Origin of the sequence: Arthrobacter halodurans, from assembly GCF_041877255.1 — a bacterium.
Classification (GTDB): Bacteria; Actinomycetota; Actinomycetes; order Actinomycetales; family Micrococcaceae; genus Arthrobacter_N; species Arthrobacter_N halodurans.
The window spans coordinates 428,911-441,128 of the sequence record NZ_JBHDLJ010000001.1; the positions used below are offsets into that span (position 1 = coordinate 428,911).

A 12,218-nucleotide genomic window follows, 5' to 3' on the forward strand; every position below is an offset into this window, starting at 1 on the left:
GTCCGGGCCGCCGGCGCCGCCTGGGGAGCGGCCGTGCGCCGCGGGCCCGGCGCCGGCTAGGACTCCGGGTCGCGGCGGCCCCGCCGCGCCCGGCGGGCCCGGCGGGCGATGGATCCCAGCAGCGGCGGAACGATGATGCCCCGCCGGGCCATGGCGGCGCGGGCGGCGCGCCGCGAGCTGAGCATGCCCCACGCGCCGACGGCGAGCGGGAGGAACTGGAAGGCCAGCGCCCACCGGAACGCATCCAGGGTGTACAGGTCGCCCTCGCCGCCGGCGGCGGCGTGCTGCACGTCCAGGAGGAGGCCGATCGCGGAGACCGAGACCAGCGCCGCGAAGAACCCGCCGACGTTGACGATCCCGGTCGCCGTCCCGGTGATGTTCGGCGGGTTGAAGGTCCGGGCGAAATCGAAGCCGATCATCGATCCCGGCCCGCCGATGGCCACCAGCACGATCAGCACCACCAGCAGCCACAGGGGCGCGCGGCCGGGCCACAGGAGCACCGCCAGCCAGCCGACGACGATGCCGAACACGATCCCGAAGGCCAGCGTGGAACGCCGCAACGGGTACCGCGAGACGGCGCCGCCGAAGAAGGGACCGAACAACAACGCGACCGCGACGAAGATGGTCATCAGCCCGGAGGCCAGCGAGGGCTCCAGCCCCTGGCCGGAGACGAGGAACGGGTAGCCCCAGGCCAGCAGGAAGACGTTGGCGCTGAACTGGGTGGAAAAGTGCGTCCAGAAACCCAGGCGGGTCCCGGGTTCGCGCCACGCGCCGGCCAGCATGGCCAGGGTCTTCGGGCGCGTGCCCGGCGGGGCGGCGGGGCGCGGGCCCGGCTGGTTGCGGATCGCGACGAGGGCGAGCCCCAGCGCGAGCACCCCGAGCGCGGCGAGCGAGAGGAAGGCGTTGGACCAGCCCGCCCAGAGCAGGAGCGCCGCGAACGGCACGAGGCTGAGGAGCTGCCCCAACTGCCCGATCATCCCCGTGAACTGCGTGAGCATCGGAATCCTGTACCCCGAGAACCAGGCCGGGAGCAGGCGGATGACCGACACGAAGGTCATCGCGTCGCCGGCCCCGACGAAGAACCGTCCGACGAGTCCGGCCGGCACCGACGCGGCCAGCGCGAGGAGGGCCTGTCCGACGACCATGAGGACGGCGCCGGAGGCGATCATCTGCCGGGGCCCCCACCGGTCGATCATCAGGCCCACGGGAATCTGGAGACCCGCGTAGACGACGAGCTGTACCACGCTGAACATTGCCAGGACCGAGGCCGTGGCGTCGAACCGCTCGGTGGCCTGCAGTCCGGCCACGCCGAAGCTCGTGCGCTGCGTGACCGCGATGAGGTAGGCGACGACGCTGGCCGCCCACACCCACCATGACCGTGCGGAGTCCAGGCCCAGGGTTCGGGCGCTCACCCGCCGGTCTCGTCGGGGCCGCCTTCGGGCGCCCGCCCCGACAGGAAGGCCTCCGCCGCCGAGGCGATGTCCTCGCCGTCGGGCACGTCGTCGTTCGGGTCCAGGAGCAGCGACCGGCGCTCGGTGTCCGGCACGTGGTCGTCGAACCGCTCCTCGAAGCGGGACACCATGCGCTGGATGTCCTCGGAGCCGGCGACCTGGGCGTCGATCTCGCCCTCGATGCGCCGCGCGGCCTCGCGGAGCCGGTCCGTGGGCAGCCCGAGACCCAGCGCCGCGCCGAGGAACTCGAGGGCCGCGACGGCGGCCTGCGGGTATTCGGCGTCGGCGAGGTAGTGGGGCACGTGCAGCGAGTAGCCGACGGCGTCGCGGCCGGCCTCGATCAGCCGCATCTCGACGAGCTGCGGCGCGGAGGCCGGCACCTCGGCGGTGGGGTTCCACGTCGAGATCCCCTCGCCCAGGTCCGGCCGGTTCCCGTGCACGGTGACGCCGAGCCGGCGCGTGTGCGGCACGGGCATGGGCACCGCGCCGAAGGAGGCGGCCAGACGCACGTTCAGGGACCCGGCGAGGAGGACCACCGAGGACGCGAACCGCTCCCACTGCAGGTCGGGCTCGGGGCCGGTCAGCAGCAGGAAGTCCTTGCCGAGGCCGTCCGTCAGCCGGAAGAGTTCGATGCGGGGGGCCTGGTAGTCGGCGAAGTGGTCGCCGAGGAACGAGACCTGGGGCCTGCGCGAGCGGTAGTCGACGAGCTGGTCGGCGTCGAAGGTGGCGACCAGGACCGGATCCAGGGTATCCAGCAGTTCCGCGCGGACTTGCCGGATGGCGCGCCCGGCGTCGGCGTGCCCGTCCAGCGCGACGACCAGGCCCAGGCCCTGGAGGCCGGCGTCGTCGACCACCCCGTCGTTCAGCCTGACGAGGGACAGCGGATCGAGCATGGCGTCTCCTTCCAGGTCTGCGTGCGTTCCACGGTGTTAACCACCGGGTGCCCCGAATTGCTTCCCGGGCACCCGGACCAGTCTATCCGCGCCGCCCGGGCCCGGCGCCGCGCGGACGACTACGATCGGAGGATCGACACCGTCATCCCGCAGTCAACCGCGGCGGACGCGCATCCCCGCCCGCCGCATTAAGGACAGGTTCCGTGATCAACGCCAGCGAACTGAAGCTGACAGCCGTCTCCGCCGACATCAAGCGCGTCACCGCCGACGCCTTGGTCATCGGCGTCGCCCGCGACACCTCGGGCGACCGGGCGGTTCCCCGCCTGGTCGGCTCCCCGCTCCCGCAGATCGAAACGGACGCCCTGGAGGCCAGCCTGGGGGCCCTGGGGCTGACCGGCGCCGCCGACGAGGTGCGGCGCCTCCCCGCGACGGACAGCATCAAGGCGGGCGTGCTCGTGCTCACCGGCCTCGGCCCGGTGGACGGCGAGCTCGTCGGCACGGAGGCCCTGCGTCGCGCCGCGGGTTCCGCGGCCCGTCAGCTGACCGGCCTGTCCCGCGTCGTGTTCGCCCTGCCCGCGCCGACCGTCGAGGCCGCGGCCGCGGTGGCCGAGGGCGTGGCGCTCGGTGCCTATTCGTTCGGCAGCCACCGGTCGAAGTCCAACGCCGCCGAGAAGGGCCCGCTGACCGAGGCCGTCGTCGCGACCGCCGCGTCCACGGACCGCGCCCTCCCCGCCGCGCTCAAGCGCGCCGCCGTCGTCGGCCGGGCCGTGCGCGGGGTTCGCGACCTCGTCAACACCGCCCCGAACGTGCTGTATCCGGAATCCTTCGCACAGGCGGCCCGCGACGCCGCCAAGCCGCTCCCGGTCAAGGTGACGGTGCTGGACGAGAAGCGGCTCGAGAAGGACGGCTACGGCGGCCTCATGGGCGTCGGCCGCGGCTCGTCCCGCCCGCCGCGCCTGGTCAAGGTCGACTACTCCCCCGCGCGGGCGGAGGCGCACGTGGCCCTCGTCGGCAAGGGCATCACGTTCGACACCGGCGGCATCTCCCTGAAGCCGGCCGCGAACATGCACCAGATGAAGTCGGACATGGCCGGCGCCGCGACGGTCCTGCAGGCCGTGCTCGCGATCGCCGAGCTCGGCCTGCCCGTCCGGGCGACCGCGTGGCTGTGTCTGGCGGAGAACATGCCCTCCGGCTCGGCGTCCCGCCCCGGCGACGTGGTGACCATGTTCGGGGGCAAGACCGTGGAGATCCTGAATACCGACGCGGAGGGCCGCCTGGTGATGGCCGACGGGCTTGTGGCGGCCGCGGAGGACAAGCCGGACGTGGTCATCGATGTCGCCACGCTGACGGGGGCCCAGCTGATCGCACTGGGCAACCGCACTGCCGGCATCATGGGCGACGACGAGGTCCGCGACGCGCTGAAGGCGGCGTCGGACCGCGCGGGCGAGACGGCGTGGCCGATGCCGCTGCCCGAGGAGCTGCGCCCCTCGATCGACTCGCAGGTGGCCGATCTGGCGAACATCGGCGAGCGGCACGGCGGCATGATGACCGCCGCCGTGTTCCTTCGCGAATTCGTGGGAGAGGTGGACGGCCGGAAGATCCCGTGGGCCCACCTGGACATCGCCGGCCCGGCCTTCAATGACGGAGCCGCCTACGGCTACACGCCGAAGAACGCGACGGGCTCGACCCTCAGGACGTTGCTGGCCTACGCCGAAGAGCTGGCCGCCCGGTAGCGGGAGGGCCGGCGCGGGGCCCGCGGTGACGCTGGTCACGGGCCCCTACGGGCTCGGTCACGCCGTGTGGCTCCGCGCCACCCATCGGGCTAAGGTGAACCAGATAGATCACTAGGCAGGACCGGCGCGGGATCATCCGCCGCGGCCGGAGCACCCAAGGAAGGCCCCCGCGCCGGGGGCCACATCATCACACGCGAGGAGCGTTCACGTGGCCGAAGCGGCAACAACGCAAGAATTCGACGTCCTGATCCTCGGCGGCGGAAGCGCCGGCTATTCGGCAGCGCTCCGCTCCGTGCAGCTGGGCCTCACTGTCGGCCTGGTGGAGAAGGCCAAGCTCGGCGGCACCTGCCTCCACACGGGCTGCATCCCGACCAAGGCCTACCTGCACTCCGCCGAGCTCGCCGACAGCGCACGGGAAAGCGCCAAGTATGGCGTCAACACCTCGCTCGAGTCCATCGACATGGCCGCGGTGCGCAGCTACAAGGACGGCATCGTCGCCGGCAAGTTCAAGGGCCTCACCGGGCTGCTGAAGATGAAGAAGATCAACGTCATCGAGGGCAACGGACGCCTCGTCGGCCCGAATGCCATCGACGTCGACGGCACCCGCTACACGGGCAAGAACATCGTGCTCGCCACGGGGTCGACCTCCAAGACCATGGGCCTGGAGATCGGCGGCCGCGTCCTGACGTCCACCGAGGCGCTGAACATGGAGACCATCCCGAAGAGCGCGATCGTGCTCGGCGGCGGCGTCATCGGCGTCGAGTTCGCCTCCGTGTGGAAGTCGTTCGGCGTCGACGTCACGATTGTCGAGGGCCTGCCCAGCCTGGTGCCGAACGAGGACCCGTCGATCATCAAGATCCTCGAGCGCACCTTCAAGAAGCGCGGCATCAACTTCAACACGGGCGTGTTCTTCGAGAAGGTCGAGCAGGACGACAACGGAGCGAAGGTCACCCTGGCCGACGGCAAGGTCCTCGAGGCCGACATCGTCCTCGTGGCGGTCGGCCGCGGCCCGGTCACCGAGGGACTGGGCTTCGAGGAGCAGGGCGTCACCGTGGACCGCGGCTTCGTCATCGCCAACGAGCGCCTGCACACCGGCGTCGGCAACATCTACGCGATCGGCGACATCGTGCCGGGCCTCCAGCTGGCCCACCGCGGATACCAGCAGGGAATCTTCGTGGCCGAGGAGATCGCCGGCAAGAACCCCGTGGTCGTCGAGGACATCAACATCCCGAAGGTCACCTACTGCGAGCCGGAGATCATGTCGGTCGGCTACACCGAGCCGAAGGCCAAGGAGAAGTTCGGCGCCGACCAGGTCGAGATCCAGGAGTACAACCTCGCCGGCAACGGCAAGAGCTCCATCCTGGGCACCGCGGGGATCATCAAGATGGTCCGCGTCAAGGACGGCCCGATCGTCGGCGTGCACGGCATCGGCAGCCGCATCGGCGAGCAGGTCGGCGAGGCGCAGCTGATCGTGAACTGGGAGGCCTACCCCGAGGACGTCGCCCAGCTCGTCCACGCGCACCCGACGCAGAACGAGGCGCTCGGCGAGACCGCGCTCGCCCTCGCGGGCAAGCCGCTCCACGGCTAGCGTCCCCGCGCCGCAACAAAGGTCCGGCCTGCCAAGGGCCGGACCTCGTTGCACTAAGCTCGAACACGAATTCCACAGGCCGCTCCAGCAACGCCGCCGGCCGCCGCAGACCAGATACATAGCTTTAGGAGAACGGGGACGCCATGTCTGAAACCGTGAACTTGCCAGCCCTCGGTGAGAGTGTCACCGAAGGTACCGTGACGCGCTGGCTCAAGCAGGTCGGCGACCGCGTCGAGGTCGACGAGCCGCTGCTCGAGGTGTCCACCGACAAGGTCGACACCGAGATCCCCTCGCCGGTGGCCGGCGTGATCGAGGAGATCCTCGTGGCCGAGGACGAGACCGCCGACGTCGGGGCGCCGCTCGTGCGCATCGGCGACGGCGCGGGCTCCGGCGGCGGCGACGAATCGCCGTCGGCCGACGAGAGCGCGGCCGAGCCCGCTGAGGCCGCCGAGGAGGACGCCGCCGGGGAGAAGCCCGTCGCCGAGCCCTCCACGGAGCAGGAGCCCGGGGAAGAGGCCACCGCCGCGGAGGCCCCGAAGTCCGAGTCGACCGGAGGCGAGGGCGCCGAGGTGACCCTTCCCGCCCTGGGCGAGTCCGTCACGGAGGGAACCGTCACGCGCTGGCTGAAGGCCATCGGCGACGAGGTGGCCGTCGACGAGCCGCTGTTGGAGGTCTCCACCGACAAGGTCGATACCGAGATCCCCTCCCCCGTGGCGGGAACGCTGCTGGAGATCCGCGTCGGCGAGGACGAGACCGCGGAGGTCGGATCCGTCCTGGCGATCGTCGGTTCGGGAGCTCCCGCGGCGAAGGACGAGGCTCCGAAGCAGGAAGCGCCGAAGCAAGAGGCACCGAAGGAAGAAGCCCCGAAGCAAGAGGCACCCAAGGAAGAAGCCCCCAAGCAGGAGGCACCGAAGCAGGAGGCACCAAAGGAAGAAGCCCCGAAGGAAGAGGCACCGAAGGCCGAGTCCGCCCCCGCGAGCGACGGCTACGTCACGCCGCTGGTGCGCCGCTTGGCGGCCCAGAACAACGTCGACCTGTCCACCGTGACGGGCACCGGCGTCGGCGGCCGCATCCGCAAGCAGGACGTCATCGAGGCCGCCGAAAAGGCCTCCGCCCCGGCACCTTCCGCCCCGGCGCCGTCGTCCGCCCCGGCCAAGGCCGCACCGTCGGCGGCACCGGCGTCGAACCTGCGCGGGACGGTGCAAAAGGCCCCGCGGATCCGCCAGGTCATCGCCCGCCGCATGCGCGAGTCGCTGGACATCTCGACCCAGCTGACGCAGGTCCACGAGGTCGACATGACCCGCGTCGCCAAGCTGCGCTCGAAGGCCAAGGATTCCTTCGCGGCCACGAACGGCACCAAGCTGACGTTCCTGCCCTTCATCGCCAAGGCCGTGGCCGAGGCGCTGAAGCAGCACCCGAAGCTGAACGGCGAGTACAACGAGGAAAAGCAGGAGATCACGTACCACAGCGCCGAGCACCTGGCGATCGCCGTGGACACGGACAAGGGCCTGCTGGTGCCGGTCATCTCCGACGCGGGCGACCTCAGCCTCGCCGGCATCGCGGGGAAGATCGCCGACGTCGCCAAGCGCACGCGGGACAACAAGATCTCCCCCGACGAGCTCTCCGGCGGAACGTTCTCGATCACCAACATCGGCTCGGTCGGCGCGCTGTTCGACACGCCGATCATCAACCAGCCCCAGGTGGCGATCCTCGGCACCGGCGCGATCGTGAAGCGCGCCGTCGTGGTCACCAACGACGAGGGCGACGACACGATCGCGATCCGCCACATGATGTACCTGTCGCTGACGTACGACCACCGCCTGGTCGACGGCGCCGACGCCGGCCGCTTCCTGCAGACCCTGCGGGCGCGGCTCGAGGAGGGCGCCTTCGAGTCCGAGCTCGGGCTCTAGGATCCACCGGCGCCCTCAGGGCGCACGACGGCGGCGGCCGGCTTCCCCGGGGAGGCCGGCCGCCGCCGCGCGTTCTCCCCGACGGCGCGCGGGCACGGCCCTATGCTTGAAGCATGGACTTCCTACATCTTCTGCTCGTCTTCCTCCACATCCTCGGGGCGGCCGCCATCGTCGGCGGCTGGTTGGCCACCTTCAAGAACCCCACCGTCACGCAGTGGCAGTGGATCGGCGCGCTCACCCAGCTCGTCACCGGGCTCCTGCTGGTGGGGCTCGCCGAGATGGCGGACGGGGACGGCCCGAACCACGCGAAGATCGCGGTCAAGCTGGTGCTGGCCCTCGGGGTGGCCGTCGCGGCGTTCATCGGCCGCCGCAAGGTGAAGTCGGGACAGGACGTCTCCAAGGGGCTGGCGCACGGCGTCGGCGGGCTCGCGCTGATCAACATCGCGGTGGCCGTCTTCTGGGTCTAGCCTCCCCGGCCCGCGCCCGGCGGGTCCAGGCAACGGCGGAGCCGCCCCACCGCGGGGCGGCTCCGCGCTCTGTTGGCCAGCCCCGGCCGCGCCCCTAGGATGGCAGGTGGGCCGCCGGCACCGGCGGCCGAAGCAACCAGTGGAGGAAACCCCATGGCTACCACCCGTTCCGCCCGCACCGTATGGTCCGGCGACCTGGCCACCGGAAGCGGCCAGACCACCTTCGAGACCTCGGGGATCGGCACGTACGACGTCACCTGGAAGGCCCGCACCGAGGAGTCCGAGGGCAAGACCAGCCCCGAGGAGCTCATCGCGGCCGCGCACGCCTCCTGCTACTCCATGGCCCTGAGCAACATCCTGAAGCAGGCGGGCTTCACCGCCGAGCGCCTCGAGACCTCGGCCGAGGTGGACTTCGACACGAGCGACGGCGCGCAGATCTCCGAGATCCGCCTGGCGCTCGAGGCCTCCGTGCCCGGCATCGACGAGGAGACCTTCCAGAAGAGCGCCCAGGCCGCCAAGGAAGGCTGCCCGGTTTCCAAGGCGCTGGCGTCCGTCCCGAGCATCACGCTGAAGGCCACCCTGGCCGCGTAGGGACCACACCGCGCGACGGCGCCCCCATCGGCCCGGTCGGTGGGGGCGCCGTCGCGTCCGGCGCCACGGCGGGCGTCGGCCGCCTAGCGCGCGGCGAGGTCCACGGCCGGCCCGCGCCGGGCCGGTCCCTCGCCGGACCCCGCGCTCTCCGCCGTCGCGCCCTCCGCCGTCGCGCCCTCCGCCGTCGCGCGCGGGCGCGGCGGCAGCGGATCGGGACGCAGCGTCCGGTACCCCGCCAGCAGCGGCGGCCGCTGGATGGGAACCTCCCGGAGCAGCTCCCGGAGCACCGCGACGGCCCGCTCGAGCTGCGGGTCCTCCCCCGCCGCGTGGGCGTGCGGCGGGAACGGCACGTGGATGTCCGGATCGACGCCGCGGTTCTCCAGGCCCCAGCCGACGCCGCCGGCGAACCACGTCGCGTAGCGCGGCTGCGTGACCTTGGTGCCGTCGGCCAGGTCGAAGAGGTTGTCGATGCCGACGACGCCGCCCCAGGTCCGCACGCCGACCACCGGGCCGATGGCGCGCAGCTTGGCGACCTGGGTGATGATGTCGCCGTCGGATCCGGCCCACTCGTCCGCCAGGATGACGACGGGTCCGCGCGGGGCGCTGGAGGGGTAGGTGCCGGTGCGCGTCTCGCGGGCCATCGTCCAGGCCGTCACCTTGCGGCCCAGCAGCTCGGCCACCAGCTGCGACGTGTGCCCCCCGCGGTTGCGCCGCACATCGACGATCAGCGCGTCGAGCTCGGTCTCGGTGTCCAGGTCGCGGTGGAGCTGCGCCCAACCCTGGGCGGCCATGTCCGGGATGTGCAGGTAGCCGAATCGGTCGGCGGACGCCTCGCGGACCGTCCGCCGGTTGGTGGCGACCCAGTTCTGGTACCGCAGCCGCTGCTCGTCGCGCACGGGCACGACGGCGACGCGCCGGACGGCGCCCGGGCTCCGGCCCGCCGGGCCCTCCAGGATGGCCAGTTCGACGGTCCGGCCCGCCGCGCCCTTGAGCAGCACGTCGGGCCCGCCGTCCCGGGGGACCTTCTGCCCGTCGACGGCCAGGATGGCGTCGCCCGCCCGCACCGAGACGCCCGGGGCCGTCAGCGGCGAGTAGGCCTGCGGGTCGGAGGACTCGCCCTCGAGGACCTGCCGGATCGTCCAGACGCCGTCCACGCGCTCCACGTCGGCGCCCAACAGCCCCTGGCGGCCGGCGCCCGGTTCGACCGCGGCGAACGGCGACACGTAGGCGTGCGACGTGCCGAGCTCACCGTGCAGCTCCAGCAGGATGTCGACGAGGTCGTCGTGGCTGCCCAGCCGGCCGATGAGCGGGCGGTACTTCTCCGCGATCGCGGGCCAGTCCAGGCCGGCCATGTCCGCGGTCCAAAAGAAGTCCCGCTGGAGCCGCCAGGCCTCGTGGAAGGCCTGCTCCCACACCCGGACCGGGTCCAGCTCCACCCGGATCCGGCCCAGGTCCAGCGTCTGCGCGTCCGGGCTGTCCCGGTCCAGGGACCTGTCCACGGGGACGCTGCGCACCTGCTGGCCCTCGATGTAGACGAGCCGCCGCTTGTCCCCGCTCACGCGGTACGCCTTGAGCGACGGGACGAGCGTCGTCGTCCGCCGGTCCGCGTAGTCGAAGCGCTCCAGCCGCAGGGCCGGCGCGTTGGCGTCGGGCACGCGCCCGTCCCCCGTGACACCGGTGGACTCGTCGACCAGCCAGAGCAGCCCCTTCTCGACCGCGACCAGGCGGCTGTAGCGCCCCTGTGCCACGGGAACCGGGAACAACCGCTGGCCGATGCCGTCCTCGTCCACCTCCGTGGGGGCGGGACCGAACGCGGCCGGGGCGGACGGGCGGCCCGCGGATTCGGCGTTCCCCCCGTCGGCGGTGTACACGGAGGGGCCGAACAGGCTGGGCGTCTCGTCGGACAGGGCCACCATAAAGGGCTTGGTGGAGGCCGGAAAGCTGAGGTCGAAGCTGTGGGTGTCGTAGACCGGATCGAAGCTGCGCTCGGAGAGGAACGCCAGGAACCGGCCGTCGTGGCTGAACGAGGGCGAATGGTCGTGGAACCGCCCGTCCGTGACCGTGACCGGCGAGCGCTCCGCGTCGGCCGTCGAGGCCATCATGATCCGGCTCCGGCCCTCGAACGCGGTGACCGGTTCGATCCAGGCGACCCACCCGGAGTCAGGGGAAAAGCTCAGGTGCGTGACCGCCCCGAAATCGGTGTCGCACAAACGCCGCCACGTCCCCGGGCCGACCTCCAGCAGGTGGGCCTCCCCGTACTCGGTGCCCAACGCCAGCCAGCGGCCGTCCGGGCTGGCCTCCAGCGAACGGACGCGCCCCCGGCAGGGCAGCTCGATGCGGCGCAGGCCGTCCTCCGGCCGCAGTCCCGGCTCCGCGGTGTCGGGCGGGCCGACCGCCGCGCCGGTCTCCCCGCCGACTGCCCACACCGCGCCGTCGTCGTCGTCCTCCAGGGCGTTCGGGATGGCGCCATAGGTCCCGAAGACGGCGTCGCTGGCCACGTCGCGGACGAACAGCGCGTCCTCGCCGCCGCGGTCGGCGACATAGGCCACGTGCCGCGGGTCCAGGATCCTTCCGAGCCGGGCGCGGACGCCCGGGGTCGCCTCGATGGTGTGGGACGGCCCGTCGCGGTGCTTCAGGAGGTGCAGGGTGCCGTGGGTCTCCACCAGGCTGGCGCGGCCCACGGCGTCGGGGGCCGCGCCGGCGAGGTGACGCGCCGGCGCCAGCGTCTGGCGCCGCCGCCCGTGTCCCGCGGAACCCAGCGCGATGTCCAACCGCCGCGGGTGCGCGTGGTCCAGGGAGTCCAGGACGAAGAGCCGCCCGCGGTGTTCGTAGACCAGCCGCTCGCCGTCGGTGGAGAGGTGGCGGGCGTAGAACTGGCCGTGGTCCGTGTGCCGCCGCAGGTCGGAGCCGTCGGGCTCCACCGAGTACACGTTGCCGAACCCCTCGTGGTCGGACAGGAACGCGATCCGGCCGCCGATCCAGACGGGATCGCACAGGTTTCCCTCGAGGTGCGCGGCGAGCCGGTCGAAGGACCCGCCGCCGTCGCGGTCGATCCACAGCTTGCCTGCCGCGCCCCCGCGGTAGCGCTTCCAGTACGCCGGCTCGCGGCTCAGCGCGCTGCCGACGACCAGCGGCCGGTTCCCTTCGACGGCCCGTCCCCAAGCCAGCGAGTCCACGGGACCGTGGGGCAGCACCCTCGACGGCCCGCCGTCCAGCGGCAGGGCCCGCGCCCAGGTGTGCCGCGCGTCGGCCTGGCCGTGGGCGCTGATGGCGACGACTTCGCCCGCCGGCGTGAATCCGCGGACGCGGGTGCTGGCGTGCCCCCAGTGGGTGAGCTGGCGGTAGCCCCCGCCGTCCGTTCCCGCGGTGACGACCTCCGGGGCGCTGCCTTGCACGACGCTCCAGACCAGCGCCGATCCGTCCGCGGTGAACCGGGGGCCGCGCGCCGGCAGTCCCATGCCGGAGATGCGCCAGGCCCGGCCGCCGTCGAGCGGCGCCAGCCACACGTCGTTTTCGGCGATGAAGGTGACGAGGTCGGCGGAAAGGTGCGGGTAGCGCAGGTAGCTCGTGGGCTTCATGACCCGA

The 12,218-nt window shown here is 72.3% G+C and carries 8 protein-coding genes; 5 read left to right on the plus strand and 3 right to left on the minus strand.

All coding sequences use genetic code 11. From position 1 onward, the window contains the following. Positions 1-56: 56 nt before the first annotated feature. Positions 57-1,391 (minus strand): MFS transporter, encoded by a 1,335-nt coding sequence (locus ACETWP_RS01960; RefSeq protein ID WP_373970580.1) that lies wholly within the window; start codon positions 1,389-1,391, stop codon positions 57-59. A 17-nt stretch (positions 1,392-1,408) separates the two neighbouring features. Beyond that, entirely contained in the window at positions 1,409-2,344 is a 936-nt protein-coding gene (locus ACETWP_RS01965; RefSeq protein WP_373970498.1) for a proteasome assembly chaperone family protein, read from the minus strand. Positions 2,345-2,547: 203 nt separating this feature from the next. On the opposite strand from ACETWP_RS01965, the gene ACETWP_RS01970 reads away from it, so the two are divergent. The 5 genes from ACETWP_RS01970 to ACETWP_RS01990 all read left to right on the plus strand — a co-directional run bounded on the left by ACETWP_RS01970 (position 2,548) and on the right by ACETWP_RS01990 (position 8,633). After that, a complete protein-coding gene (locus tag ACETWP_RS01970) occupies positions 2,548-4,077 on the plus strand; it encodes a leucyl aminopeptidase (protein ID WP_373970499.1) in 1,530 nt (509 codons plus the stop codon). A 208-nt stretch (positions 4,078-4,285) separates the two neighbouring features. Next, entirely contained in the window at positions 4,286-5,665 is a 1,380-nt protein-coding gene (gene lpdA / locus ACETWP_RS01975) for a dihydrolipoyl dehydrogenase (protein WP_373970500.1), read from the plus strand. Positions 5,666-5,808: 143 nt separating this feature from the next. After that, positions 5,809-7,575, plus strand: a complete 1,767-nt coding sequence (gene sucB, locus ACETWP_RS01980) for a 2-oxoglutarate dehydrogenase, E2 component, dihydrolipoamide succinyltransferase (protein WP_373970501.1) — start codon at positions 5,809-5,811, stop codon at positions 7,573-7,575. Positions 7,576-7,688: 113 nt separating this feature from the next. Next, positions 7,689-8,042 (plus strand): hypothetical protein, encoded by a 354-nt coding sequence (locus ACETWP_RS01985; RefSeq protein WP_373970502.1) that lies wholly within the window; start codon positions 7,689-7,691, stop codon positions 8,040-8,042. 153 nt (positions 8,043-8,195) lie between these two features. After that, positions 8,196-8,633 (plus strand): OsmC family peroxiredoxin, encoded by a 438-nt coding sequence (locus tag ACETWP_RS01990; protein ID WP_373970503.1) that lies wholly within the window; start codon positions 8,196-8,198, stop codon positions 8,631-8,633. Positions 8,634-8,716: 83 nt separating this feature from the next. Here ACETWP_RS01990 and ACETWP_RS01995 read toward each other — a convergent pair whose 3' ends face one another. Continuing rightward, positions 8,717-12,211 carry a S41 family peptidase gene (locus ACETWP_RS01995; protein ID WP_373970504.1) on the minus strand — a complete coding sequence of 1,165 codons (3,495 nt, stop codon included), beginning with the start codon at positions 12,209-12,211 and terminating at the stop codon, positions 8,717-8,719. Positions 12,212-12,218 lie beyond the last annotated feature (7 nt).